Here is a 26377-nt window from a genome sequence, read left to right on the forward strand (position 1 = left end):
AAACACCATGAGCACCGAAAAAATCAATCTCGACATTCATAAGATTCTCACGCTGCTGCCGCATCGTTATCCGATCCTGCTGGTCGACCGGGTGCTCGAACTCGAACCGCACAAGAGCATCAAAGCGTTGAAGAACGTGTCGATCAATGAGCCGTATTTCCAGGGACATTTCCCGACGCGGCCGGTGATGCCAGGCGTGCTGATCCTCGAAGCGCTCGCGCAAACCGCGGCGCTACTGACGTTCTCGGAAGAGCCGAGCGATCCGTCGAATACGCTGTACCTGTTCGTCGGCATTGACAACGCGCGCTTCAAGCGCGTGGTAGAGCCGGGCGATCAGCTGATCCTGAACTGCACGTTCGAGCGTCACATGCGCGGCATCTGGAAGTTCAAGGCGCGCGCCGAAGTGGATGGCGTCGTTGCGGCGGAAGCCGACCTGATGTGCGCGGTGCGCCACACGGACAAAGACGCGTAAAGCCGACGTCCGGGCAGCTCGCGGCGCGGCACGGCACGCGCGCGGTGTGCCCGGCGGCCAGGCCATCCAGACAACGCAACAGAATCAGAAGCGAGGACGCATGAGCAGGATCCATCCCACGGCGATCATCGAAGCGGGCGCGCAGCTCGACGAAACCGTCGAAGTCGGGCCTTATGCCGTGATCGGCGCACACGTGACGATCGGTGCGCGCAGCACGGTCGGCTCGCACAGCGTGATCGAAGGCTACACCACGCTCGGCGAAGACAACCGCATCGGCCATTACGCGTCGGTCGGCGGTCGTCCGCAGGACATGAAGTACCGGGACGAGCCGACCCGGCTCGTGATCGGCAACCGCAACACGATCCGCGAGTTCACGACGATCCACACCGGCACGGTGCAGGACTCGGGCGTCACCACGCTCGGCGACGACAACTGGATCATGGCCTACGTGCACATCGGTCACGACTGCCACGTCGGCAGCAACGTGATCCTGTCGAGCAACGCGCAGATGGCCGGCCACGTGACGATCGGCGACTACGCGATCATCGGCGGCATGTCGGGCGTGCATCAGTTCGTGCGCATCGGCGCGCATGCGATGCTCGGCGGCGCGTCGGCGCTCGTGCAGGACGTGCCGCCCTACGTGATCGCCGCGGGCAACAAGGCGGAGCCGCATGGCATCAACGTCGAAGGTCTGCGCCGCCGCGGTTTCTCGGCGGATGCGATCTCGGTGCTGCGCGCCGCGTATCGCGTGCTGTACAAGAACGGCTTGTCGCTCGAAGAAGCGAAGGTGCAACTGAAGGAACTCGGTTCGGCCGGCGGCGACGGCGACGCGCCCGTGCAGACGCTGCTCGCGTTCGTCGAAGCGTCGCAGCGCGGCATCATCCGCTAACCGATGACGTTGCAACCCAGTCCGCTGCGCGTCGCGATGGTGGCCGGCGAGCCGTCCGGCGACCTGCTCGCCGCGTCGCTGCTCGACGGCCTCGCCAGCCGCTTGCCGGCCGCCACGCAGTACTACGGCATCGGCGGTCCGCGCATGATCGCCGCCGGCTTCGACGCCCACTGGCCGATGGAAAAGCTGACGGTGCGCGGCTATGTCGAAGCACTCCGGCACATCCCTGAAATCCTCGGTATCCGTAACGAGCTGAAGCGTCAGCTGCTCGCCGAGCCGCCCTCGGTGTTCGTCGGCGTCGACGCGCCCGATTTCAATTTCGGGCTCGAGCACGCGTTGCGCGATGCCGGCATCCCCACCGTGCACTTCGTCTGTCCGTCCATCTGGGCGTGGCGCGGCGGGCGCATCAAGAAGATCGCCAAGGCGGTCGACCACATGCTGTGCGTGTTCCCGTTCGAAACCGCGCTGCTCGAAAAGGCGGGCGTCGCGGCGTCGTACGTCGGACATCCGCTCGCTGACCAGATCCCGCTTGAACCCGACACCCTCGGCGCGCGCCGTGCGCTCGGTCTCGCGGAAGACGGACCGGTGATCGCGGTGCTGCCGGGCAGCCGGCGCTCCGAGATCGATCTGATCGGCCCGACGTTCTTCGCGGCGATGGAGATGATGCAGCACCAGGAGCCGGGCGTGCGCTTCGTGATGCCGGCGGCAACGCCCGCGTTGCGCGCGTTGTTGCGGCCGCTCGTCGATGCGCATCCGGGTCTCGCGCTGACCATCACCGAAGGCCAGTCGCAGCTCGCGATGACCGCCGCCGACGCGGTCCTCGTGAAGAGCGGCACCGTCACGCTCGAAGCCGCGCTGCTGAAAAAGCCGATGGTGATCTCGTACAAGGTGCCCTGGCTGACCGGCCAGATCATGCGCCGTCAGGGCTATCTGCCGTACGTCGGCCTGCCGAACATTCTGGCCGGCCGTTTCGTGGTGCCGGAGATCCTGCAGCATTTCGCGACGCCGCAGGCGCTCGCCGAGGCGACCCTGAAACAGTTGCGCGACGAAGCGAACCGGCGCACGCTGACGGAAATCTTCACGGAGATGCATCACGTGCTGAAGCAGAACACCGCGCAGCGTGCGGCCGAGGTCGTGGCGAGCGTCGTCGAGCAGCGGGCGGGGCGGCCATGACCGCCGCGCGCACGCCGCGCCGCAAGACCGCGGGCGTCGTTCGGGTGGCCGCGCAGGTCGGCCTAAACTTCGAGAGCGCTGACGACATCGTCTGCGGTGTCGACGAAGCGGGGCGCGGGCCGCTGGCCGGCCCGGTCGTCGCGGCGGCGGTGATTTTCGATCCGGCCAAGCCGATGATTCGCGGCCTCGACGATTCGAAGGTGCTCACCGCGAACAAGCGTGAAGCGCTATACGACAAGATCGTCGAGCGTGCGCTCGCGTACTGCATCGCCTCGGCGACGGTCGAGGAAATCGATTCGCTGAACATCCTGCACGCCACCATGCTCGCGATGAAACGCGCGGTCGAGGGCCTGGCGGTCGTGCCGACGCTCGTGAAGATCGACGGCAACCGTTGCCCGACGCTCAGCATCCGCAGCGAAGCGGTGATCGGCGGCGACGCGCTCGTGAAGAGCATTTCGGCGGCGTCGATTCTCGCCAAGGTCACGCGCGACCGCATGCTGGTCGAACTGCATCACGCGTATCCGATGTATGGTTTCGACGCGCACGCCGGTTACGGCACGCCGCAGCATCTCGCGGCGTTGCGCGAGCATGGACCGTGCGAGCATCATCGGCGCTCGTTCGCGCCGGTGCGCGAAGCGCATCTGCGGTTCGGCGCAGGCGTGAAGTTGCCCGCGTCGGACGCCGCTTTCGTGGCTGACGCACTGCTGCTCGACGGCGACGCGTTCGGCGAGGCCGGCTTCGCGTGAGCGAGCCCATCGGAGCGCCTCAAGCGCAAGCCGCGCTCCACCGCCATTGATTCGCCGCTCATTTCTTTTCCATTCTCACCGCCTTCGCTGCCTGTGAAAGCCATCACCTCGCGGGACAATCCGCTCTACAAGCGCCTGAAGGCACTAGCCGGCTCGACGCATCAACAGCGCCGCAGCGGCCATGCGCTGCTCGAGGGCTTCCATCTCGCGAGCGCGTATCTCGACGTGGCCGGTCAGCCGGAGCTTTGCGTCGTCACCGACGGCGCGCTGCGTCATGACGAGGCGCAGGCGATCGTGTCGCGCATCGACGAGCATCGGCTCGTCACGCTGCCCGATGCGTTGTTCGGGCAGTTGTCGAATGTCATGCATGGGGTCGGGATTCTGCTTCTCGTCGAGAAGCTCGATGCGCCGCTGCCCGAGCACGTCGCGCAGAACTGTCTCGTACTCGACGGCGTGCAGGACGCGGGCAACGTGGGTTCGATTCTGCGCAGCGCGGCGGCCGCGGGGATCGAGCATGTGTTCTGCGCGCCGGGCACCGCGTATGCGTGGTCGTCGAAGGTGCTGCGCTCGGGGATGGGCGCGCATTTCCTGCTGCAGATTCATGAAGATGTCGAAGCGGGCGCGCTGATCGAACGGCTCGCGGTGCCGATCGTCATCACCGATTCGCACGGTGCCGAGGCGATCTACGACTGCGACCTGGGCAAGCCGCTTGCATGGGTGTTCGGCAACGAAGGGGCGGGCGTCTCGCAGGTGTGGCGCGATGCCGTGTCGTTGCGTGTGACGATTCCGCAACCGGGCGGCATGGAGTCGCTGAACGTGGCGGCCGCGGCGGCGATCTGCGTGTTCGAGCAGTGCCGGCAGCAGCGCGGGCGTAACAAGTAGACGCGCGCCTGGCGTTGCGCGGGCCTTCGTCAGGCAACGCAACGCCCCAACTACACCTCAATACTCAATACGACGGTCGATCGAGCTTGATCTCCTGCAGGATCGTCGTCGCGATCTCCTCGATCGACTTGTGCGTCGACGAGAGCCACTTGATCCCCTCGCGCCGCATCATCGCTTCGGCCTCGTTGATCTCATAGCGGCAGTTTTCCAGCGCCGCGTACTTGCTGCCCGGCCTGCGCTCGTTGCGGATCTCCGAGAGCCGCTGCGGATCGATCGACAGCCCGAACATCTTCTGTCGATGCCCGAGCAAAGGCGTCGGCAGCTTGCTGCGTTCGAAGTCTTCGGGAATCAGCGGATAGTTCGCTGCTTTCACGCCGTACTGCATCGCCAGATAGAGGCTCGTCGGCGTCTTGCCGCTGCGCGACACGCCGACGAGGATCACGTCGGCGTCGGCGAGATTGCGGTTCGACTGACCGTCGTCGTGCGCGAGCGAGAAATTGATCGCCTCGATCCGGTTCTTGTACTCCTCGGTGTCCGCGTTCTGGTGACCGCGACCCATCGCGTGGCTCGATTTGAGCTCCAGTTCCTGCTCGAGCGGCTCGACGAAGGTCTGGAACATGTCGAGCACGAGCGCGTTCGAATCCTTCACGATCTGATTGGACGAACTATCGACGAGCGTGGTGAACACGATCGGACGACGGCCGTCCTGCAGGACCGCTTCGTTGATTTTCTCGAGCGTCGCATAGGCCTTCTCGGTCGAGTCGACGAAAGGCACACGAACCAGGCGGAATTTCTGGTCGAACTGGGAGAGGATCGAATGCGCGAAGGTTTCGGCAGTAATCCCGGTACCGTCTGAGACGATGAATACGGTGGGCGGCATCAGTGGGGCTGTGAACGTGAACGGCAAATGAGCCAGAAAGCGCGAGCGCCAAAACGCGCTCGAATCAAACCGCGCGGCGACCGACGCGCGCTCCGGCAGTCAGCCGAAGACGGCGGCGTCGACGCAGCGCGCCGTGAGCGCCAGCCTCGCGCCCGCGCGGCCGGCCTCGCAAAAGCCTGCTGGCCGGGTCGGGGCGCGATTCGAGGCGCAATTCTCCACCGACTGCCACATTTCAGGAGTCGGCACGGTAGAATAGCGGCAACCTGTTGGATAAGCAATTGCAGGCGATTGGCGGCTAACTTGCCGCGAACGAACGTTCAACGTCGCATTATCGGATGTCAATATGCGTTGAACGTAAGAGATCGAGCGGTAAGTCCGTTCTTCCGCGTTCTTCGCCGCGGTTTTCGGCACACCCATGGCCGGCGCGCCCCTGCTGCGCATGTCTATCGTGAAGGCGATTGCTTATCTAACAGGTTGTGCAAGACACGGGGTCGAGCTTCCAATGGGCCGCCCGTGTTCAAGCCCACTTGCACAGCCGTGAATTTCTTTCACACTTAGGGGCTTGTATGACTAACGCAGTTACCGTCGCAAAGGACAAGGCGTATGTAGTTCCGTTTGAGCAGTTGCGGATGACCGACGTGGAAATCGTCGGCGGCAAGAACGCGTCGCTGGGCGAGATGATCAGCCAGCTCGCCGAAGCCGGCGTGCGCGTGCCGACCGGCTTCGCGACCACCGCGCTCGCATTCCGTGACTTCCTGCAGCACAACAATCTGACCGAACGCATCGCCAAACGTCTCGAAACGCTCGACGTCGACGACGTGAAGGCGCTCGCCGAAGCGGGCAAAGAGATCCGTCAATGGATCGTCGACGCTCCGATGCAGCCGCAGCTCGAGGCCGACATTCGCGCGGGGTTCGACACGCTGCAAAAGAGCTCGCCCGAAGAGCTGTCGTTTGCCGTGCGTTCGTCCGCGACCGCGGAAGACCTGCCCGATGCATCGTTCGCCGGTCAGCAGGAAAGCTATCTGAACGTGGTCGGCGTCGAAGACGTGCTCGATCGCATGAAGCACGTGTTCGCGTCGCTGTACAACGACCGCGCTATCTCGTATCGCGTCCACAAGGGCTTCACGCACGCTGAAGTCGCATTGTCGGCGGGCGTGCAGCGCATGGTGCGCTCGGACGTCGGCGCCGCGGGCGTGATGTTCACGCTGGACACCGAATCGGGCTTCAAGGACGCCGTCTTCATCACGTCGAGCTATGGCCTCGGCGAGACCGTCGTGCAGGGCGCGGTGAATCCGGACGAGTTCTACGTCTTCAAGACCACGCTTGCGCAAGGCAAGTACCCGATCATCCGTCGCTCGATCGGCTCGAAGCTGATCAAGATGGAGTTCACGAAGCCGGGCGAGCCGGGCCGCGTGAAGACCGTCGACGTCGCGCACGAGCAGCGCAACCGCTTCTCGATCACCGACGAAGACGTGATCGAGCTCGCGAAGTACGCGGTCATCATCGAGAAGCACTACCAGCGTCCGATGGACATCGAGTGGGGCAAGGACGGCCGCGACGGCAAGATCTTCATTCTGCAGGCGCGCCCGGAAACGGTGAAGAGCCAGGGCGGGGGCAAGGCCGAGCAGCGCTTCAAGCTGAAGGGCCAGTCGAACGTGCTGTCCACCGGTCGCGCAATCGGTCAGAAGATCGGCGCGGGTCCGGTGCGTGTGATCCACGATCCGTCGGAAATGGACCGTGTGCAGCCCGGCGATGTGCTCGTCGCCGACATGACCGACCCGAACTGGGAGCCGGTCATGAAGCGTGCGTCGGCGATCGTCACGAACCGTGGCGGGCGGACCTGCCACGCGGCGATCATCGCGCGTGAGCTGGGCGTGCCGGCAGTGGTCGGCTGCGGCGACGCGACCGACATACTGAAGGATGGCGCGCTCGTCACCGTGTCGTGCGCGGAAGGCGACGAAGGCAAGATCTACGACGGCCTGCTCGAAACCGAAGTCACTGAAGTGCAGCGCGGCGAACTGCCGCCGATTCCGGTGAAGATCATGATGAACGTCGGCAATCCGCAGCTCGCGTTCGACTTCTCGCAACTGCCGAACGCCGGTGTGGGTCTCGCGCGTCTCGAGTTCATCATCAACAACAACATCGGCGTGCACCCGAAGGCGATCCTCGAGTACCCGAACGTCGATCAGGACCTGAAGAAGGCGGTCGAAAGCGTCGCGCGCGGTCATGCGTCGCCGCGCGCGTTCTACGTCGACAAGCTGACCGAAGGCATCGCGACGATCGCGGCGGCGTTCTATCCGAAGCCCGTCATCGTGCGTCTGTCGGACTTCAAGTCGAACGAGTACAAGAAGCTGATCGGCGGTTCGCGTTACGAGCCGGACGAAGAAAACCCGATGCTCGGCTTCCGTGGCGCGTCGCGCTACATCGCCGAAGACTTCGCCGAAGCGTTCCAGATGGAATGCGTCGCGCTGAAGAAGGTGCGTGAAGAGATGGGCCTCGACAACGTCGAGATCATGGTGCCGTTCGTGCGTACGCTGAAGCAGGCGGAGCGCGTGGTCGGGCTGCTCGGCAAGTTCGGCCTGAAGCGTGGCGAGAAGGGCCTGCGCCTGATCATGATGTGCGAAGTGCCGTCGAACGCGATCCTCGCCGAAGAATTCCTGCAGTTCTTCGACGGTTTCTCGATCGGCTCGAACGACCTGACGCAGCTGACGCTCGGCCTCGACCGCGACTCGGGCATGGAACTGCTCGCGGTCGATTTCGACGAGCGCGACCCGGCGGTCAAGTTCATGCTGAAGCGCGCGATCGAGACCTGTCTGCGACTCGACAAGTACGTCGGCATCTGCGGTCAAGGGCCTTCGGATCACCCGGACTTCGCCCAATGGCTGACGGACGAGGGCATCAAGTCGATCTCGCTGAACCCCGACACGATCATCGAGACGTGGCAGCAACTGGCGAAGGCGAAGCAGTAACGCGCGAGGTGCCGCCTGCTTTGCAGGCGGTATTCGCCACGCGTTAAATGCATGTTCGCTTCGTGCTATAAACACCCCGGTAGATCCGGGGTGTTTTGCTTTGTGGAGGTGGACGTGGCGCCTGGTGGACTGTTCTGGTGGATCGGGGCGGGTGTGCTTGTCGTGCTGGAGCTGATGAGCGGCACCTTCTATCTGTTGATGATCGCGTTAGGCTTCGTGGCGGCTGCGCTTGCGCGCATTGCCGGCGCCGGGGCCGACCTGCAATTCGTGGTGGCGGCGCTAGTCGCGCTCGCGGCGGTCGTCGCGCTCCGACGCTCGCGCTTTGGCCGCCGCAAGCGCGAGCAGGCGTCGCGCAATCCGGACGTCAATCTGGATATCGGACAGACGCTGACCGTGCCGGCCTGGCAGGGGCGCAAAGCGCGCGCGACCTATCGCGGCGCGGCATGGGACGTCGAACTGGTCCCGGGCGAACCCGAAGACGCGCAGCTCTACGAGATCAGGGAATTGCGCGGCAGTTGCCTCGTCGTCGTCGCGAGCCGGCAGCCGAAGGCCCGCGCGAGCGCGACCTGACGATCCGGACGCCGCAAGGCGAGGCACAAAGACTTAAGCTGAACACGCAGGCATGACCTACCTGCGCACAACAATTCGAAACAGAACCGGAGGGTAGCGATATGGATTCAACCATCGTCGGGGCAGTGCTGCTGATCGTCGTGATCGTGCTCGCGGCGCAGACCATCAAGATCGTGCCGCAGCAGCATGCGTGGGTGCTCGAGCGGCTCGGCCGTTATCACGCGACGCTGACGCCCGGTCTGAGCTTTGCGTTTCCGTTCGTCGACCGGATCGCGTACAAGCACGTGCTGAAGGAAATTCCGCTCGAGGTGCCGAGCCAGGTCTGTATCACGCGCGACAATACGCAGTTGCAGGTCGACGGCGTGCTGTATTTCCAGGTCACCGATCCGATGAAGGCGTCGTACGGATCGAGCAACTTCGTGTTCGCGATCACGCAGCTGTCGCAGACCACGCTGCGCTCGGTCATCGGCAAGCTGGAGCTCGATAAGACGTTCGAGGAGCGTGACTTCATCAACCACAGCATCGTGTCGTCGCTCGACGAGGCGGCGGCCAACTGGGGCGTCAAGGTGCTGCGCTACGAGATCAAGGATCTGACGCCGCCGAAGGAAATCCTCCACGCGATGCAGGCGCAGATCACCGCCGAGCGTGAGAAGCGTGCGCTGATCGCGGCATCGGAGGGGCGCAAGCAGGAGCAGATCAATATCGCGTCGGGCGGGCGCGAAGCGGCGATCCAGAAGTCCGAGGGCGAGCGTCAGGCGGCGATCAACCAGGCGCAAGGGCAGGCCGCGGCGATTCTGGCCGTCGCCGAGGCGAATGCGCAGGCGATCCAGAAGATCGCGGCGGCGATCCAGCTGAACGGTGGCATGGACGCGGTGAATCTGAAGGTGGCCGAACAGTACGTGAGCGCGTTCTCGAATCTCGCGAAGCAGGGCACGACGCTGATCGTGCCCGGCGACATGTCGAACATGAGCTCGATGATCGCATCGGCACTGACGATCGTGAACAAGGGCCGGCCGACAGCGGAACCGTCGCGAAGCGACTCGCGCTGACGAGCCAACGCGATCAGCGCGCCATCAGCGTGCATTGAACGCGCATTGACCACAACATGCAAAAACAAATGGCCCGCACATCGATGTGCGGGCCATTTTTCCATGACCTGGCAACGAATCGCGCTTACGTCGGCGAGCGCATCAAACGCGCCTTCTCGCGCTCCCAGTCGCGCTTCTTCTCGGTCTCGCGCTTGTCGTGCATCTTCTTGCCCTTCGCGAGGCCGATCTCGCATTTGACGCGGCCGTTCTTGTAGTGGAAATTCAGCGGCACGAGCGTGTAGCCGCGCTGCTCGACTTTGCCGATCAGCTTGCTGATTTCCTCGCTGTGCAACAGCAGCTTGCGCGTGCGCACCGGATCGGGATGGATGTGGGTCGACGCTTCGGGCAGCGGGCTGATGTGCGTGCCGATCAGGAACAGCTCGCCGTTGCGGATCACCACGTAGCCTTCCTTGATCTGGCCGCGCCCGGCGCGCAACGCCTTGACCTCCCATCCTTCGAGCACGAGGCCTGCCTCATAGCGCTCCTCGACCGAATAGTCGTAGAAGGCCTTTCTGTTGTCGATAATGCTCATGAATGGAAAGTGCCCAACTCGTTTAAAATCACGATTTTAGCAAAGCGGGGCAAGGAAAGCCCGCGGCGCTCGTCCACCCTTGCCACGCGCTGTTCAATTTATGGCAGATGTCCAGAAAACCGTGTTGATTCGCCATTCGGCGGAGCAGATGTTCGACCTCGTCACTGACGTCGACGATTACCCCAACTTCCTGCCGTGGTGCGGGGGCATCGAAATTCGTCACCGGGACGACACCAGCATGGAGGCGCGGATCGATATCAACTTCAAGGGCATCAAGCAGCATTTCGCTACGCGCAACTCGATGGAGCGCCCCACGCGCATCGACATGGAATTCGCCGACGGCCCGTTTCGCAAGTTCACCGGTTTCTGGGTCTTCACGCCGCTGCGCGCCGACGCATGCAAGATCGAATTCGCGCTGCACTACGAGTTCACCAGCATCCTGCTCGAGAAGATCATCGGGCCGGTGTTCAATCACATCGCCAATACCTTCGTCGAATCTTTCGTGAAGCGCGCCAATCAGCGCTATGGTCAGGCATGAGCGCGCGGCTAACCGTCGAGGTCTGCTATGCGCTCGCTGGCGCGCAGACGCTGCTCACGGTCGAGTTGCCCGCGGGCGCGACGCTGCAGCAGGCCATCGAGGCAAGCGGGATTCTGCAGCGCTTCCCGTCGATCGATCTGAACACGCAGAAAGTGGGCGTGTTCGGCAAGCTCAAGCCGCTCGATACGGTGCTGGCCGACCACGATCGCGTCGAGATCTACCGGCCGTTGCTGGTGGATCCGAAGGTATCGCGCCAACGCCGCGTTGAAAAGACCCGTAAGGCGGGGTCAATCGAGGGGCGACGCTGGCAGAACAAGGATTCCCGCTAAGCGGCGCGGGGCGGCGGGCGACGCTGCGCGCGCCTGCCGTGTCTCATCGTTTTCAGATCAAGGCGCCGAGGTCTGCGCCTTATCGTCCATCCCTTCGATGCGCGCCGCACCCGACGAATCGTCGTCCGAATGCCGCCGCACCGACCACCAGACCCCCGCGACCAGCAGCAGGATCGCCGCGAGTTCTAGCGGGCGCGGCAGGCGTTCGTCGTAGATGAACGCGTAGAGCAGCGCGAACAGCGTCTCGAACACGATCATCTGGCCGGACAGCGTCAGCGGCAGCCGTTTCGACGCGGCATTCCACAGACCGTTGCCGAGCCATGACGCGCCGATCGCGAGCACGAGGTTGAGCAGCCAGAACGTGTGCCAGCGCGCGTCGGCCAGCTCGCCCTGCGGGCCGCCCGACGGCAGCACCGCCACCACGAGCCACAACGCGCCGCCGAGCGCGCCCGTCACGACGCCCCACAGCACCGACCATTCGTTACCGGTGAAGTGCGTCTGACGCTGCAGGTAGCGGGCGTTTTCGACCGCGAACCAGGTCCAGCAGACGAGCGCGCCCACCGCGCAAGCCAGGCCTACGAGGCGCGTCGCAACGCTCACCGGCGTCGCGCCGGTCACCGTGAAGACGTCGATATTGATGCAGACGATGCCCGCCATCACGGTCGCGAGCGGCCAGGCGAGGCGCGCGAGCGGCACCGCGCCGTGATCGCGGCGGCCGACCAGCGTGACCGTGACCGGCAGCACGCCGACGATCAGCGAAGCCGGCGCGATCCCGATCAGGTGCACGGCGGCCGTGAGCAGCAGGTAATAGACGATGTTGCCGGCCAGCGCGAGCTTAACGAGCGCGATCAGATCCTCGCGGGTCAGGCGTTTGGCGAGCGAGCGCGCGATCGGCAGCGCCGCGGCGAGCGACACGACACCGTACATCGAGTAGCGGCCGGCGACGAGCAGCAGCGGCGAGAAGTCGGGCAGCACGCGCGGCACCAGAAACACCATGCCCCATAAGGCTCCGGCCATGACCCCATATACGACACCGCGCTGCATCGACTGCCCCTGCTGGATAAACTGGAATGGCCGGCAGGATAGCTGTTTTGCGGGCGCAGCGTCTTGTTCGATCCTGCATTCGGGCGCTTCGGTGGCCGCCCGATCAGATCTCGCGCCGCGGCGCCGCTTCAGTTCGCCTCCGTTTTTGCCTGCGAACGCGCAAACGAAACCCGATCGAACCCGACGCGAACGGGCAAGCGAAATCGGCGCATGGCGGATCGGTAAAAAATCGTCCGAAATTCGCTAAGCTGCTGTTCGCGCAGTGAAAACCGGGGTGGTATCGCGTATAATTCGCTTTTGCGCCTATAGGATTTGCCATGCGTCTGATCCAAACAGCACTCACGTTCGATGACGTGCTCCTCGTCCCGGCCTTCTCCGATGTTCTGCCGCGCGACACCAGCCTCAAGACCCGGCTGACCCGCAACATTTCCCTCAATATGCCGCTCGTGTCCGCCGCGATGGACACGGTCACGGAAGCACGTCTGGCAATCGCCATGGCGCAAATGGGCGGCGTCGGCATCATCCACAAGAACCTCACGCCGGCCGAGCAGGCGCGTGAAGTCGCGAAGGTCAAGCGGTTCGAGTCGGGCGTCGTGCGCGATCCGATCACGGTGCCGCCGCAAATGAAAGTGCGCGACGTGATCGCGCTGTCGCGCCAGCATGGCATTTCCGGCTTCCCGGTCGTCGAGGGCTCGCAACTCGTCGGCATCGTGACGAACCGCGACCTGCGCTTCGAAGAGCGTCTGGACGAGCCGGTGCGCAACATCATGACCCCGCGCGAGCGCCTCGTCACCGTCAAGGAAGGCACGCCACTCGCCGAAGCGAAGGCGCTGATGCACAGCCACCGCCTCGAGCGCGTGCTGGTCATCAACGACTCCTTCGAGCTGCGCGGCCTGATGACCGTCAAGGACATCACCAAGCAGACCGAGCACCCGGACGCATGCAAGGACGAGCACGGCAAGCTGCGCGCGGGCGCGGCGGTCGGCGTCGGCGCGGACAACGAAGAGCGCGTCGAACTGCTCGTGCAGGCGGGCGTCGACGTGATCGTCGTCGATACGGCGCATGGCCACAGCAAGGGCGTGCTCGAGCGCGTCAAGTGGGTCAAGCAGAACTTCCCGCACGTCGAGGTGATCGGCGGCAACATCGCAACGGCCGCGGCCGCCAAGGCGCTCGTCGAATACGGCGCGGACGGCGTCAAGGTCGGGATCGGCCCGGGCTCGATCTGCACGACGCGGATCGTCGCGGGTGTCGGCGTGCCGCAGGTCACCGCGATCTCCAACGTGTCCGAAGCGCTGAAGGGAACCGGCGTGCCGGTCGTCGCCGACGGCGGCGTGCGCTTCTCGGGCGACGTCAGCAAGGCGCTGGCGGCCGGCGCGAGCGCGGTCATGATGGGCAGCATGTTCGCTGGCACCGAAGAGTCGCCGGGCGAAGTGTTCCTGTTCCAGGGTCGCCAGTACAAGTCGTACCGCGGCATGGGCTCGGTCGGCGCGATGAAGGACGGCGCAGCGGACCGCTACTTCCAGGACAACTCGGCGAACATCGACAAGCTCGTGCCGGAAGGCATCGAAGGTCGCGTCGCTTACAAGGGCTCCGTCAACGCGATCCTGTTCCAGCTGATCGGCGGCGTGCGCGCGAGCATGGGCTACTGCGGCTGCCGCACCATCGCCGAAATGAACGAGAAGGCCGAGTTCGTGCAGATCACCGGCGCGGGCCTGCGCGAGTCGCACGTGCATGACGTGCAGATCACCAAGGAAGCGCCCAACTACCACGTGGACTAAACGCCCATGAAGCCACTGCTGCGTGTTGTACTGATCCTGGATGCGTTGGTGCTGCTGGCGTTCGGCCTGCTGTTCGTGCTGACGCCGTGGACTTCGCTGTACAACGCGCTGCAACTGGTGCCAACGGAGCCGGTGCTGGTCGGCCAGGCCTTCGGCGTCGCGCTGATCGGGCTCGCGTGGCTCGCGGTGCACGCGTCGTTCGACGGGGCGCTGACCTCGACGGTCGCGAAGGTCGTCGGGCATGTGCACTGGCTGATCGGCGTGCTGATGCTGGTCTGGCTGCTGGGGTTGCATACGCCGTCGCTGACCGGCTTCGGACAGATGGTGTCGGTGCTGGCCGGCGTCGTGCTGGTGGTGATCGGGCTCGGTGGCGTGCGCTTGTCGGGCGCGGTGCGGCGGCGCGAGAAGGGGACGGTGGTCAAGTCCTCGTCGAGCAAGGCTGAAGGTCGTGCTGAAACTCGTGCTGACAAGCGTGCCGCCAAAGAGGCGGAAAAGCAGGCCGAGAAGGACGCCGCACGGCAGCGTGAACTCGAACGCGACAGCGCGCGCGAGCCACGTGTCACCGCGGGCTTTCCGGTTTATCACGCCGAGCCCGTGCCTGAGCCCGTCGTGCCGGTCACGCGGCCGGTCAATCCGGCTGCCGCGGCTTCCGTCGCCAACCCACCGCTTCATCCGGCCGCGGGCGAGCCCAGCCTGGGCGAGTCCGAACGCGCCGCGCGCGACACCAGCAATGAAGTGCCAGGCGCACCCCGCCCGCCGTTTCATGGTTGACGCGCCGCGCGCCAATCCGTTTGCCGAAGCTACCGGGTTTCGTTCGCGCGCATCGCAAGCGGCAAGCTCCGCGGTGGGCCGCACCCGTGTGCTTCATCGTAATGTTTGCTGTCCGCGCTACGTCGAGACCTTGGCCGCGTGGACCGCTTTGAATTCGACGCCGCGCCTCGCGCGCGGCATTCCGTATCCGCTCATTTCTGATTCCGTCCGCTGCCATGCATGACAAGATCCTGATTCTCGACTTCGGTTCGCAAGTCACCCAACTGATTGCACGTCGCGTTCGCGAAGCCAACGTGTATTCGGAAATCCATCCTTACGACGTCGACGCGTCGTTCATCCGCGACTTCGCGCCGAAGGGCGTGATTCTCTCGGGCGGCCCGAGCTCGGTCACCGAGGAAGATACGCCGCGCGTGCCGCAAGCGGTGTTCGAACTCGGCGTGCCGGTGCTCGGCATCTGCTACGGCATGCAGGCGATGGCCCAGCAACTCGGCGGCAAGGTCGACATCGGCCATCTGCGCGAGTTCGGCTATGCCGAAGTGCGCGCCCGCAACCATACGAGCCTGCTCGAAGGCATCAGCGACTTCACCACGCCCGAAGGCCACGGCATGCTGAAGGTGTGGATGAGCCACGGCGACAAGGTGCTGGAAATGCCGTCGGGCTTCGCGCTGATGGCATCGACCGAATCGTGCCCGATCGCCGCGATGGCCGACGAACAGCGCCGCTTCTACGGCCTGCAATGGCATCCGGAAGTCACGCACACGGTGCAGGGCCGCGCGATGCTCGAGCGCTTCGTACTGCAGATCTGCGGCGCGAAGGCCGACTGGGAAATGGGCCACTACATCGACGAAGCCGTCGCGAAGATTCGCGAGCAGGTCGGCAACGAGCACGTCATTCTGGGCTTGTCGGGGGGCGTGGATTCGTCGGTGGCGGCGGCGCTGCTGCATCGCGCGATCGGCGATCAGCTGACTTGCGTGTTCGTCGATCATGGCCTGCTGCGCCTGAACGAAGCCGAGCAGGTGATGGCGCTGTTCGCCGATCACCTCGGCGTGAAGGTGATTCACGTCGACGCGAGCGAGGCATTCCTCGGCAAGCTCGCCGGCGTGACCGATCCTGAAGCGAAGCGCAAGATCATCGGCGCGGAGTTCGTCGAAGTGTTCCAGGCCGAAGCGGGCAAGCTGACCGACGCGAAGTGGCTCGCGCAAGGCACGATCTATCCGGACGTGATCGAATCGGCGGGCAAGGGCAAGAAGGGCGCGCAGACCATCAAGAGCCACCACAACGTGGGTGGCTTGCCGGAGACGCTGAACCTGAAGCTGCTCGAGCCGCTGCGCGAACTGTTCAAGGACGAAGTGCGCGAGCTGGGCGTGAAGCTCGGTCTGCCGCATTCGATGGTGTATCGCCATCCGTTCCCGGGCCCGGGTCTGGGCGTGCGGATCCTTGGCGAAGTGAAGCGCGATTTCGCGGACCTGCTGCGTCGCGCGGACGCGATTTTCATCGAGACGCTGCGCAACACGATCGACAAGGAAACCGGCAAGTCGTGGTACGACCTGACGAGCCAGGCGTTCGCGGTGTTCCTGCCGGTGAAGAGCGTCGGCGTGATGGGCGACGGCCGTACCTACGAGTACGTCGTCGCGCTGCGCGCGGTGCAGACGCTCGACTTCATGACCGCGCATTGGGCGCATCTGCCGCATGAACTGCTGGGGCATGTGTCGAACCGGATCATCAACGAAGTGCGCGGGATCAACCGGGTCGTGTATGACATCTCGGGGAAGCCGCCGGCGACGATCGAGTGGGAGTGACGGAGACTATTGGAGACTATCGGCTGCTATCGGGGTCGATCGGGAAAACCAGCGAACGCCGCGCCCAGCGCGGCGTTTGTTCGTTTTTGGGATTCGCCATCTATCAGCTGCAGCTGCCAATTTTTGACGGTATTTCAAATAGCGCATTCGTTAGGAGATTCTCCAGGGCAAGCTTCAGGCAGCGATAGGCCATTGCCATCGCGTCGAACACTTCCGCAACGGGCATGCGATTAGAACACCTTTGATAGCGAGACGTTCTCGATCGCAAACACCAATGTCGAGCCTTTCGCGCACTCGATCAGGAAATGGAGGATTGCGAAGTAAATTCGTTGACTGGGTCCTGGTTTTCATATTGTGTCTTCCAAACAGTTGGCGTTCGCGCGTCGCGCGTGAAAGCTCTGCTGTTGGTGTCTACGGGAAATTCATGATCTGAGTGGGTTCCGGCTGCGGTTTCAACCGGTGGATGCAGCCGTTCGAACGAATACGCTTTCTGGTGTATTGCTGGAGAGCACTGACGACGCTACGCGAACGGGGAAATCAGGGCCGTGGCCTACGAAGCTGCCGTGTGGCGCATAACGGCTTGGGTCGATCCGGATGCTGTCGGGTGTGGCTGGCCGGTTCAAACGCTCAGAAGAGGCTGGAAGAGTTCTGCTAGGCAATCGGAAACCCCCGTACGCCTTCACCACGCTTGTCAGGAAGAGCATAAGCGGATTCCGGGTGTCCTTGAAGACAACGGTAAAAGTAGAAGAAAACTTATCTTGATAGTGAGTATGCGTTGTCTTTCCGTGAAAAACTGAAGGCTCACGCAAGTAATTTTGTGTCTAAATTGCCAGGGAAGTTGATACTATCGGCGCGGATGTCACGGGAGTTCTCCTGCCTGAACCTGTCCTTACATGGATATCCGCTTCGGTCAGCGCATTGCCAACGAGGAAGCGCTGCTTCTCGAGCCGTGCCTCGAGCCAGTCGAGTGTGTCGAATAGCGGGCGAACCGCTTCGAGGTATGCCTCGGCAGTAGTCGCGAAGTCGGACTTGTAGACGCCGTTGACGGTGTCGTGCGCACGGGCGTTCGCCTCATCGATCTGGGCGCGCAGCGCAGCGGGATAGTGGTCGCGAGGCGTTGCGCCGAGGCCGTTGAAGGCCGTGTTGAACATCCGGATGGTCTCGGACGATTCGTTGGTCATGATGGTTTTTCTGCTTGTCCCAGAGCACCGGCACGGTCGCACGCCCTCTGTAGCCGGGATCGGCAGACGTGTACATGTTTTGCATGAGCCGCGCACCGTTGACGTTGACCGGCGCTACACCGGGGTCCGGTTTCGAACGTCCAGCCATTTTTGAGTATCAGCCAGCTGACCGACGAAACACTGATCATTGATTTAAGGCCCTTCAGCGCGCGCACGATCAGCGTGCGATGCGCCCAACGCCAGGCGAGGCTCACGTAGAGGTGATAGCAGCCGTCTTCGGCCTTGAAGCTGCCGCGCGCAGTGGGGCTTGCCGAGCCGTCCGCCGTGATCCAGTGGTGGAACGCCACATCCTTGCCCACAAACCGGCCGTTGGTCGATCTGGTTTCATACCGGCGGTCCACTCACTGGCCGTTGACGAGAAGACCCATCGTGATGCTCCTCAGTGAGAACCTACGGTATTGGTGAAGTTGACGATCAGGGGGATCGTCTGGTCTGGCGCCTCGGACAGGAGCCAGTGGCCCGAGCCCTTGATGATCTCCCCCTCGACATTGGTGTCGACGAGACGTGCCTGATCGATCAGGAACTTGCCCGAGGCTTTTTCACCGGTGAGGACGAGCATCGGCATCGTGAGCGGCGTCTTCGCGAACTCGGAGAAGTCTTGCGCGTCTTGCGTGAATGCATGGAAGTATTCGAAGCCCGCGCGCATCCGGCCACTTTGGGCGTACACGTGCGTATAGTATTCGCGGTCTGACTCACTGAGCGAATGTTTCGGGTCCGCTGCGAAGTCGTTCCAGAAGTGCTCGAAGTAAATCCGTTCGCGGCCTTGAACGAGCTTCAGCGGCGTCTCACCGTAGAAGTTGTAGTGCCATTTGTCGCGCAACAGCCAGACCTTCTGCCAGTCGCCCACGCCGGGAAGGAAGGCATCCATGAGCGTGACGGTGTCCACTTCGTCGGGATATTGCGCCGCATAGGCGTAGCTCACCATCAGGCCGATGTCATGGCCGACGATCTTCACCTTGTGGTAGCCGATCTGCTGCACCATGGCATGAATGTCCTGCGCCATCACCTTCTTTTCATAGCCGCTCGGGGGGATCGCGGACGTGCCGGCGCCGGGCAGATCGGGCGCGATGACGACACGGCGGTCCGCAAGCTGCTCCATCAACGGCACCCACATGTGGCTAGTTTCGGTGTAGCCATGGAGCAGGATGACCGGCATGCCATCGCCATGTCCGGCTTGCAGATAGTGCAGCTTCAGGCCGTTGACGGTAATCGTATGATCTTCGATAGGAATAGGCGTCACGCTATGGGCCACACCGTGCAATGCACCCGCCAGTATCAAAGCGGCGGTCGCCTTGCCGGCAATACGTCGAAACAGGTTCATCTCGTTCTCCAATATCAGGATGGACGCGCCGCGACTGGTGCCCATGACTGGGCGTGGGTGTCGCAACGATGTGACCTTTATGGTGGACGAGCGACACGCTTTTGCCGTTCGACCTTGCCGATGAACTCGTTCGAAGGAATTGCACGTCCAGGCGGTTGGCGGATCGACCGGCTGTCGCACGTACGAAGACGTTTCCCGGGTCGGGCGTGCTAGCGACGCCCGTGCGCTCAGGAGGAGAGGGTTGCAGGGCACTGTCGACTTGCGGGACTTCGTCGTTGATGATGCATAAGGCACTCCGGCTCAGAAAGCATTCGACGGAGTTTGGGTGACATTGGTAAATTCGCGCCAAGCGTCAATCCGTGCCGCGAGGTGTTTGCGATAGAGTGAAGCGCGCAGCAGATGTCGTTTCGGTGCGAAGTGCTGCCGGATCGGACCGAAGCTAGACAGAAAGGCCTGCGTACGCTTCGGATCGGGAAAGCCTCGCATGCGCCGCTCGGGCTCGCGTGTGGGCTGATGGCTGTTCTCTGCTCGGTTGTTGACACGGACCGCAGCCTTGACGAACACATGCTTCGTTGACCAACTCCGGAATGTCGGCTTTCGCCGCCGGATAGCCGCGCAATTGATCGGTGACGATCTGCCGTGGCACCGGGTTCGAGCGCAGTACACGCTTGAAGAAACATTTGGCGGCGACCGTGTCGCGTCGCTTTTGCAGCAAGATGTCGAGTTCGACGCCGTGCTCGTCGACTGCACGCCACAGCAGGTACGGTTCGCCACGCAGGGTGACGAACATCTCGTCGAGGTCACACGTGCTACCGGGATTGCGGCGCGCCGCTTTTACCCGATAGGCAAAGCGCGCGCCGAACTTTTCGCACCAGCGGCGTATCGTCTTGTTGCTGACCGTCACTCCACGCTCGAACAGCAGCTCTTCAATGTCGCGCAGGCTGAGCTGGAAGCGGAAGTACCACCGCACCGCACGGCTGATGACCGCCGCAGGAAACCGGTGGCCGTGATAAGGCGATTTCGTCTTCGTCATCACACCATGTTTCGCGAACACCGTCGCCAAGGTGACAGCGCCGTAGAAAGCGAGTTTGCGAGAACTCGATAGTCGCTCGTCCGCACATCCCCAAATCCTTGGCGTGGATCGATCCATCCGATATCCAGCGGCAAGGACGGCGGCACAAGCCCTGCCATCGTCGCCGTGCAAGCCGGAAACGGGCGAATAGCGCAGAATAGCATCGTGAGCGCCTTCAGACGCGCGTGAGAGGAAGTGGCGCCCGACTGGGGTCATTAGGGCGCAGGCGTGAGCGAGACAACTTTGCTGCAGGGAGATCAATGAAGAAAGGCAAGACAAAACTTACCCGCCATGATGCTGAGCGCCTTTTCGAGGGTCTGCCCGGCGGGAGCGTGAAAGTTTCGAGCCGTCCCGAAAACCCGTTCGAGGCAGGAGTATTTGACGCGGTCGAGCGCGTCGACGACGAAACCAGACTCTGGAAAGACAACCTCATCACTCTTCCGATGGCGATCGAGTTGCCTGCCGGCTACGAGTCGGTGTCTCGCATGCGTGAGACGATCGAGCGGACATGGCGCGTTAAGTGGGTGAGGGAGGGTAAAAATGAGGTTGTCGCCGAGTTTCCTGAAGGATGGACCGCCGTTCGCCCGGAAAGCGGCCCCAGCGAGTTGCGAGATCCGTCCGGCGTGGTCCGCGCCATATATGGGTGGGCCAAGGATGCCGAACTCAGGGTTCTGCCACGGTATCTTGTTGAGTCACAGGCGAACAGTTCAAGCGGACTAGGCAGCCTGCTTGTCCGTGATCGCCAGAACGGCCAAATTCTTCAGAGGTCGTCGACCTGGTCTGCTCAAACTGGTACCAACCATCCAGATTGGCCCAGGCTGTCAGCGTGGCTCAACTTGCGCTATCCACAGCATCACGATCCAATGAGGTACTGGGACGATTGCGAGGAAAACATCCAGAACTGAACTGCTTCTGGGGATGCTGTTCTCGGGCTAACTGCTACATCCTGCTCGACAGAGGCGAAAGGAGACCTGACTACTTGATTGGGCTTCCGAGTTCCGCCCGTATGGGACGTTCAACGGCGACAACGAATCGTTTTCAGTCGCGACTTACGCGAGCCGGATTCCGGAAGCCTGATTCAGAATGCAGGCGTTGTGGCAGGCCCACCGTTTCTCCACCTTGAAGACCTTCGATCGCAAGGCGTTCCAGCATAGCGGCCATATTGTCGGCATGTGCGGTGACGGCGCCAACGACGCGCCCGCGCTGTGCCACGCACAAATCGGCATCGCGGTGTTGACGGCAACGGACGCCGCCAAATCCGCTGCCGGGATGGTGCTGACCGAACCCGGGCTAGGCGGTATCGTGGCAGCGGTGAAGGAAGGCCGCGTGACGTTCCAGCGCATCCTCACCTATACGCTGTATGCGATTCATCAACGCCGGCGCTGGTGGGGCTCCTGTCCCAGCCTCTGGCTGGTCGCATCGTCGGTGACGGATGTCGTGATCGCCATGGTCCTGGCCGTTGGTGGAATCGCGATGACGTCGCTGCCCGTCGCAGTGGTCGCGGGGCTGCTTGCTGCTACGGTGCTTTTTGCGGCGGCGCGCGACGTGATCAAGATACCCGTCCTCGCTCATCTGAGGATTGCATGGAACGCTGGGTAATGCGTCCGTCGATACAGGGATTCGCGATCGACGGGTCGCGATGGCTGCCGGGGTAACACTGCAGTGGGTAAGCATTCTTGACCGCTACCGTACAGACCTGTTCGGTAGCCGGTGAGAACATGACGTTACACCTGCGTGCGCCGGCCATTTCGTGACCGCCGTTGTAAGGCGCGCATTCGCGAACAACCAGTCCGTGGATTAACCCTGCGGGTTTTCGTTCCATCAGAAGTCCGGCGGTGATGTTGCGCGCACCGCGACCAGGCGCACGGCGTGGTTTCGCCCATAACGCCACGCTTTGCCTCGAAACTCCGGGGCATAGCGCCCCAGCTACCCTCAGCGGAGGTCATCATGCGCACCCAGTATCCCGAGAAGCAGCCGAATAGTGAAAAGAGTGAACACAACATCGACGAAGCTGTCGAGGACTCATTTCCAGCTAGCGATCCGCCCTCGATCGGCGGCGTGACAAAAATCAGCGGAGCCCCCGATCATCAGAAATCGCCTAGGAAGACATTGCACGCAAAACGAAGGTAAGCACTTTGCTTTTCTCGCGGGCCACCGAGGTGGAACGCCTGTGATGCTGGCTCGTGATCGCGGCTCGGTGGTCCGCGACCGTGCCTCGGCTGATGTCGAGTTCAGCGGTAGTAGTCGCATTGCGCTCGTCATTGTCGCCGTGGGTGCCTATCTCTTGGTCTCGAGGGTGGAGCATGCGGCGCTGATCCGGGCGATGCCCGGCGCCATCTATTTGTTCAGTCGGACAGGCGCAACAACCCTGGCTGCTGTGGGAGAAGCCTTGAATACGGTCCGATTCCAGGCCGTTTACTAATTTGCGCATGCGATATGCCCGGCGCCCAAGAAGGGCGCCGGGAATAGACATTGGAGAAGCATCGTGAGCAAGAAACACACTGAAGCGGAATTCGCCGGGACTCAAACCACCCAGTCGGCGCTCGTTGCACTGGCCAGTCACATCCAGAGCCTTGTAGCGAATCAGACATTGGACAGTCGATGTGCCGCGAAGCTCGTTAAACGCCTGAAGAAGGAAGCGGTCACTGTCGGAGAAACGAGCGGCGAGAGCAAGGCAAGCCGAAAGGTGCTGGCGCAGACGTTCGACGCGATCGATACAGCGTTGTTCGAGCAGGGTGCGAGGCTCCTGGTGGCGGCCAACGCGACGCTTCGAGCGGATGACCTGTCAGACGGCGCCGCAAAGAAAAGGACGTGATGTCCAATTCCAGACAATGCCGTCGCGCTGACTTTTTTGTCATGAAGGGCGCTCGGCTGCCGCGTGTGCGTCACGAGGCGAAAGTAACGACGGAATCTGCGGGACGTGTTTCCACTACGAAGCACACTGACGTATATCGGCACCGTGATTTAGGCGATGGTCGACGGTGAAGGCCCACGTTCGATTCCCCGTGCTCGCTATAGATCCGATGGAGCGCGCCACCTCGTAACTTCCGTTCGCGAGCTGATTCCAGGATTTGATCTCGTTCATCTCTTCAAACTGACGAGTGGCCGTCGCAGTTGCCTGTTCTTTTGTGCCCTGGTCTACTGCAGTACGCATCAACTCACTGTGATGCGGATGCCCTTGATGATCAAAAAACGTCTTGTAGAAGATCACCTCGTAAGGTCGGCGCGCGGAGGCGTCACCGAATAACCTGGTCATCGACACGATGCCGGTGAGATGTTATCAGCACGATCGAGAGCGGCCCGACGCTGCCCGTGGCTCTCCCGCATGATCCTCGCGGCTTCTTCGGTCGTATCGTCGTCGAAGCAAAAAAGGATCTCGCACGACATCGCTCCTCTTTCGGATTTCTATGATGGAAATGCCCGCTCAACGCGGTCAGCAGCGGATCTCGGAACTGGGAGGATGCGGCTGAAAGCATGATATAGACGCCGTCCTGGCACCTTGCGATTCAGTGTGCGCCTCGCGTGGCGAGGATGCGCATTGCAGGGCAAAGAAAGCCGGAGCGCGCTGAATCGCCAGAGCCGCCGTGCTTGCAATGAATCCGACCGTCGCGCCGCGGCGGAGCTCGCTAGCGAGCGTTTGACGAGTCGCCAGTGTGTGCACCGTCTGCACAGGCTTTCCGGAGCGAGACTGTCTGTTCCAAGCCGGGTTCAGTCCCACATAAGCTTCAGTCGCGTCCCCATTACTCGCACTCCCCCTGGTTCAGACAAGAAAAGACAGTGGCGCCGCCCAAAGGGTATACAGTGAAGGAACCGGTCGCCTTGAGCGACCTCCTCAACTGAGTTCCATCATGCGATCGCCAATTAAATCCGTCCCGGTCACAGCTACCAGCGAGAGCGCGTATGCCATCGAGCGCAAAATGCAGGCTCAGGCACTCGACAGAGCGGATGCATTGCGAACGGAAAAGAGACGCACCAGTTATGCTGCCATCGACTCCAATGCTAGCAAGTGGCGCTACCTGGCCACGCCCGTTACGGGCTGATTGTGGCGCTTCAATTCCCCAACCCCAGCCGGAGCTACGATGCTTCCCGGCATTGTGTGTGTTTCTGGGGTTACGACAATTCGCGGGAAATCACCTTCCTGGTCGACGAAGCCATGCTAAGAAATCTGCAACCTGGCGTGGAATCCAATGAGCGGTCGATACTCGGTGCCTTCGACCAAGGTCGCGAAAAGATCCTCGAAATCGCGAAGAAGCTGTATGTCAGCGGTCCGCAGAACCGGTACTCAATTTCATAATCTGTGGCCATGTCGCGGGAATGCGCATGAATCTGCCAGCTCCGAATCTTGCTGGACGCCCGGACCCCCAGTGAAAGAAGCGACACTAGTCCCTCGGTTCTGATGGCGGTAGCCCGTCTGAGTTACTCGTCGGCATCCACTTGACCGGCAGTGTCTTGAGGGCCCGCGGTCTGCACACCCCCGCCTCAAAGACCACCATAGCAGTCGACGCAGCGACGAAATGAGATCACTTGAGGCGGCCAGTCTGCGTCAGGCTCAAGGTGTCCCACGAACTTGAGACACCATTCGATGAGAAGTCCCTTCACCGTCCCCGACACAGGCAAAAAAGCCAGTGCCCGGACCGATTTTCATAAAAGTGGGAGAGCAGCATGACTGATGACCAGGTGGACACTGAAGAAATGGCGGAAAACAGGAAACTGAGAGAAGCCGGGGCGCCTGCGACCGAATCTGGCGCGGCTGTCGCGCCAGAGCAGAATGCGACGGCCATTGATGCGGATGCGGACATGTTGCGGAAGCCTTGGAGCAAGCGTGTCTGGGCACAACTGGGAGCATGGGGAGCCTACACGCGCGTTCGTCACCCGCGGCCCGAATAGTCTAACGCGCAATGGCCCCGTAGGCCCGAACGACGGGAGATCGAGGCAGAGCGTGTCCCTCCGCCCGGGCGATTCCTCCATAGGTAAGTGGCTTCGGCCTTTCCTCGATATCGCGTTGCAATGACACAAGAAAGTCATTGCGTATTCGTACACGAAGCGTCTAATGAAGCATGGGTGCGGACTCAGTCAGTTGCCGGTTGTACATCCAACATCCCTGGCGTGGCGTTGCACAGCGAGCGTCTGTCGGCGCTCCACTCCAAGGAGCTGATCATGCAATATCCGCTGTACGTCCACCGGAATGGCAATACGGGCTTTCGCGCCAGCTTCCCCGATTTCCCCACCGCTGATGCGTGTGGCGATTCGTTTAACGAACTGATGCACAATGCCCAGGCGACCGTGGAAGCAATGTATGACCGCAGCGAGCAACTTATCCCCGCCCCCACCTGCAACACAACGGAATTGCAAGCGCTCCAAATGGACGATGGCAACGGGATCTGGGTATTTGTCGACATCGATCTGGCGCGTGTTACCTCCAAATCCGTAGGCATTCAGGTCAATCTGCTCGAGGGCCTTCTTCAGCAAGTCGATGCAAAGTCAAGAGATCGCCGGATGACGCGCTCTGCATTCGTCGCATTGGCACTTATTCACGAACTGAAAACGCAGGATGGCTAACCATCGGTTTCCGGTTCATTTCAGGAACACGACTCACGGTGCGGGGTGCTTCCTGAAAGCGCCGGGATGGGAACGTGCGATTCCTTGCCCACGTCATTTGCCTGCCTCAAATCGGGAATAACCAGTAAGGACAATGTGACGCACTCAATGTGGGGCATCGTGGTTGGGCTGGCGCTCACGTTCGCCGCTGCGCAGCGTCGGTATCGGCGTAACATTCTGCGAAAGCGGGAGATCCGCTGGCTCGATGAACACCATTTATTGCATGGGCTACGGAAGTAATTGGAACCGCAGCCCCGGAAATGACGCACGGCGGCGGGTGCGTCCTGGACTAAAGACTGTTATGTAAAGGAGTTGGCAAAATGACCCTGAATTACGCAGGCAGATCGCATGACGAAGCCGTGGCGGCGCGTCACAAGCAGAAGCAGAAGGCACAGGAACAGGCCGGGGGCGAGATGGCGATAGAAGGGACGGAGAGCGACGCGACACATAGCTGCGGCGAGCTCTCCGAACGGGGCAAGCAGGTCTGGAGAAGTGGAAGCGGGATCAACGGCGGCGGAAGAGAATGATGCGGCTTTTTCGATCTGCAGCGACGCGGATGGACTAATACACTCATACCGGGCGGCGAACCCGCACCGAGTCTCCCAACCGGGCAAAGCGCCTGGACGCGAATGTCGGCTTCGTGCGCAACTCCTGCCATCGGACGTCTGTGGCAACGAAAGTTTCC

At 62.2% G+C, this 26377-nt stretch carries 27 protein-coding genes and 2 pseudogenes; 22 read left to right on the forward strand and 7 right to left on the reverse strand.

Annotation, left to right across the window (positions count from 1 at the left end):
• The first annotated feature begins 7 nt into the window (after positions 1-7).
• The 5 genes from fabZ to CI15_RS18480 all read left to right on the forward strand — a co-directional run bounded on the left by fabZ (position 8) and on the right by CI15_RS18480 (position 4162).
• Positions 8-472 carry a 3-hydroxyacyl-ACP dehydratase FabZ gene (gene fabZ / locus CI15_RS18460; protein WP_006048683.1) on the forward strand — a complete coding sequence of 155 codons (465 nt, stop codon included), beginning with the start codon at positions 8-10 and terminating at the stop codon, positions 470-472.
• A gap of 100 nt (positions 473-572) precedes the next feature.
• A complete protein-coding gene (lpxA, locus tag CI15_RS18465) occupies positions 573-1361 on the forward strand; it encodes an acyl-ACP--UDP-N-acetylglucosamine O-acyltransferase (protein WP_062129725.1) in 789 nt (262 codons plus the stop codon).
• A 3-nt stretch (positions 1362-1364) separates the two neighbouring features.
• A complete protein-coding gene (gene lpxB, locus CI15_RS18470; RefSeq protein ID WP_062129726.1) occupies positions 1365-2534 on the forward strand; it encodes a lipid-A-disaccharide synthase in 1170 nt (389 codons plus the stop codon).
• Positions 2531-3280 carry a ribonuclease HII gene (gene rnhB / locus CI15_RS18475; RefSeq protein WP_062129727.1) on the forward strand — a complete coding sequence of 250 codons (750 nt, stop codon included), beginning with the start codon at positions 2531-2533 and terminating at the stop codon, positions 3278-3280. Before lpxB ends, rnhB begins: the two co-directional genes overlap by 4 nt.
• A gap of 93 nt (positions 3281-3373) precedes the next feature.
• Positions 3374-4162 (forward strand): TrmH family RNA methyltransferase, encoded by a 789-nt coding sequence (locus CI15_RS18480; protein WP_062129728.1) that lies wholly within the window; start codon positions 3374-3376, stop codon positions 4160-4162.
• A gap of 64 nt (positions 4163-4226) precedes the next feature.
• Here the strand turns inward: CI15_RS18480 and ppsR are convergent, their stop codons facing one another.
• A complete protein-coding gene (gene ppsR, locus CI15_RS18485; protein WP_062129729.1) occupies positions 4227-5042 on the reverse strand; it encodes a posphoenolpyruvate synthetase regulatory kinase/phosphorylase PpsR in 816 nt (271 codons plus the stop codon).
• A 566-nt stretch (positions 5043-5608) separates the two neighbouring features.
• On the opposite strand from ppsR, the gene ppsA reads away from it, so the two are divergent.
• From ppsA to CI15_RS18500, 3 genes are all read left to right on the forward strand, one after another.
• Complete coding sequence (gene ppsA / locus CI15_RS18490; RefSeq protein ID WP_062129730.1) at positions 5609-8011, forward strand: phosphoenolpyruvate synthase; 2403 nt, start codon at positions 5609-5611, stop codon at positions 8009-8011.
• Positions 8012-8125: 114 nt separating this feature from the next.
• Positions 8126-8581: an NfeD family protein gene (locus CI15_RS18495; RefSeq protein WP_062129731.1), complete on the forward strand. Its 456-nt coding sequence runs from the start codon at positions 8126-8128 to the stop codon at positions 8579-8581.
• Between the two features lie 101 nt (positions 8582-8682).
• A complete protein-coding gene (locus tag CI15_RS18500; RefSeq protein WP_062129732.1) occupies positions 8683-9630 on the forward strand; it encodes an SPFH domain-containing protein in 948 nt (315 codons plus the stop codon).
• A 124-nt stretch (positions 9631-9754) separates the two neighbouring features.
• Here the strand turns inward: CI15_RS18500 and smpB are convergent, their stop codons facing one another.
• Entirely contained in the window at positions 9755-10201 is a 447-nt protein-coding gene (gene smpB, locus CI15_RS18505; protein ID WP_013089686.1) for an SsrA-binding protein SmpB, read from the reverse strand.
• 100 nt (positions 10202-10301) lie between these two features.
• On the opposite strand from smpB, the gene CI15_RS18510 reads away from it, so the two are divergent.
• On the forward strand, positions 10302-10739 hold the full coding sequence (locus tag CI15_RS18510; RefSeq protein WP_062129733.1) for a type II toxin-antitoxin system RatA family toxin: 438 nt from the start codon (positions 10302-10304) through the stop codon (positions 10737-10739).
• Positions 10736-11068 carry an RnfH family protein gene (locus tag CI15_RS18515; protein ID WP_062129734.1) on the forward strand — a complete coding sequence of 111 codons (333 nt, stop codon included), beginning with the start codon at positions 10736-10738 and terminating at the stop codon, positions 11066-11068. The genes CI15_RS18510 and CI15_RS18515 overlap by 4 nt, the downstream gene beginning before the upstream one ends.
• Before the next feature lie 57 nt (positions 11069-11125).
• Here the strand turns inward: CI15_RS18515 and CI15_RS18520 are convergent, their stop codons facing one another.
• Positions 11126-12112: a DMT family transporter gene (locus CI15_RS18520; RefSeq protein ID WP_062129735.1), complete on the reverse strand. Its 987-nt coding sequence runs from the start codon at positions 12110-12112 to the stop codon at positions 11126-11128.
• 317 nt (positions 12113-12429) lie between these two features.
• Here CI15_RS18520 and guaB point away from each other — a divergent pair, with 317 nt between their 5' ends.
• From guaB to guaA, 3 genes are all read left to right on the forward strand, one after another.
• Positions 12430-13890: an IMP dehydrogenase gene (gene guaB, locus CI15_RS18525; protein WP_062129736.1), complete on the forward strand. Its 1461-nt coding sequence runs from the start codon at positions 12430-12432 to the stop codon at positions 13888-13890.
• Between the two features lie 6 nt (positions 13891-13896).
• Positions 13897-14661 (forward strand): hypothetical protein, encoded by a 765-nt coding sequence (locus CI15_RS18530; RefSeq protein ID WP_062129737.1) that lies wholly within the window; start codon positions 13897-13899, stop codon positions 14659-14661.
• Between the two features lie 215 nt (positions 14662-14876).
• Complete coding sequence (gene guaA / locus CI15_RS18540) at positions 14877-16460, forward strand: glutamine-hydrolyzing GMP synthase (protein WP_062129739.1); 1584 nt, start codon at positions 14877-14879, stop codon at positions 16458-16460.
• A gap of 884 nt (positions 16461-17344) precedes the next feature.
• On the opposite strand, the pseudogene CI15_RS36560 reads toward guaA, so the two are convergent.
• The 3 genes and pseudogenes from CI15_RS36560 to CI15_RS18555 all read right to left on the reverse strand — a co-directional run.
• Positions 17345-18042, reverse strand: a pseudogene (locus CI15_RS36560) (glutathione binding-like protein); the annotation flags it as partial.
• A gap of 38 nt (positions 18043-18080) precedes the next feature.
• Positions 18081-19022 carry an alpha/beta fold hydrolase gene (locus CI15_RS18550; protein WP_062129741.1) on the reverse strand — a complete coding sequence of 314 codons (942 nt, stop codon included), beginning with the start codon at positions 19020-19022 and terminating at the stop codon, positions 18081-18083.
• A 300-nt stretch (positions 19023-19322) separates the two neighbouring features.
• A pseudogene (locus CI15_RS18555) lies at positions 19323-20055 on the reverse strand (IS6 family transposase).
• Positions 20056-20354: 299 nt separating this feature from the next.
• Here CI15_RS18555 and CI15_RS18560 point away from each other — a divergent pair.
• The 5 genes from CI15_RS18560 to CI15_RS18575 all read left to right on the forward strand — a co-directional run bounded on the left by CI15_RS18560 (position 20355) and on the right by CI15_RS18575 (position 22909).
• Positions 20355-20999, forward strand: coding sequence for a hypothetical protein (locus CI15_RS18560; protein ID WP_062129742.1), 645 nt, complete (start codon positions 20355-20357; stop codon positions 20997-20999).
• Between the two features lie 178 nt (positions 21000-21177).
• The gene (locus CI15_RS38050) at positions 21178-21693 is read left to right on the forward strand and encodes an HAD-IC family P-type ATPase (protein ID WP_062129743.1); all 516 of its coding nucleotides are present in this window, start codon (positions 21178-21180) and stop codon (positions 21691-21693) included.
• A gap of 348 nt (positions 21694-22041) precedes the next feature.
• Positions 22042-22224, forward strand: coding sequence for a hypothetical protein (locus CI15_RS35435; protein ID WP_075643731.1), 183 nt, complete (start codon positions 22042-22044; stop codon positions 22222-22224).
• Between the two features lie 43 nt (positions 22225-22267).
• Complete coding sequence (locus CI15_RS18570) at positions 22268-22516, forward strand: hypothetical protein (protein WP_062129744.1); 249 nt, start codon at positions 22268-22270, stop codon at positions 22514-22516.
• Between the two features lie 63 nt (positions 22517-22579).
• The gene (locus CI15_RS18575; RefSeq protein WP_063910544.1) at positions 22580-22909 is read left to right on the forward strand and encodes a hypothetical protein; all 330 of its coding nucleotides are present in this window, start codon (positions 22580-22582) and stop codon (positions 22907-22909) included.
• Positions 22910-23023: 114 nt separating this feature from the next.
• Here CI15_RS18575 and CI15_RS18580 read toward each other — a convergent pair whose 3' ends face one another.
• Positions 23024-23350, reverse strand: coding sequence for a hypothetical protein (locus tag CI15_RS18580; RefSeq protein WP_062129746.1), 327 nt, complete (start codon positions 23348-23350; stop codon positions 23024-23026).
• 786 nt (positions 23351-24136) lie between these two features.
• Between CI15_RS18580 and CI15_RS18585 the strand changes: the two genes are divergently transcribed.
• From CI15_RS18585 to CI15_RS18595, 4 genes are all read left to right on the forward strand, one after another.
• Positions 24137-24388, forward strand: coding sequence for a DUF1488 family protein (locus CI15_RS18585; RefSeq protein ID WP_062129911.1), 252 nt, complete (start codon positions 24137-24139; stop codon positions 24386-24388).
• A 368-nt stretch (positions 24389-24756) separates the two neighbouring features.
• Positions 24757-24981 (forward strand): hypothetical protein, encoded by a 225-nt coding sequence (locus CI15_RS36565; protein WP_153041137.1) that lies wholly within the window; start codon positions 24757-24759, stop codon positions 24979-24981.
• A gap of 270 nt (positions 24982-25251) precedes the next feature.
• On the forward strand, positions 25252-25653 hold the full coding sequence (locus CI15_RS18590) for a type II toxin-antitoxin system HicB family antitoxin (RefSeq protein WP_062129912.1): 402 nt from the start codon (positions 25252-25254) through the stop codon (positions 25651-25653).
• A 359-nt stretch (positions 25654-26012) separates the two neighbouring features.
• Positions 26013-26219: a hypothetical protein gene (locus CI15_RS18595; RefSeq protein ID WP_035546118.1), complete on the forward strand. Its 207-nt coding sequence runs from the start codon at positions 26013-26015 to the stop codon at positions 26217-26219.
• Positions 26220-26377 lie beyond the last annotated feature (158 nt).

Origin of the sequence: Paraburkholderia monticola (assembly GCF_001580545.1) — a bacterium.
Classification (GTDB): domain Bacteria; phylum Pseudomonadota; class Gammaproteobacteria; order Burkholderiales; family Burkholderiaceae; genus Paraburkholderia; species Paraburkholderia monticola.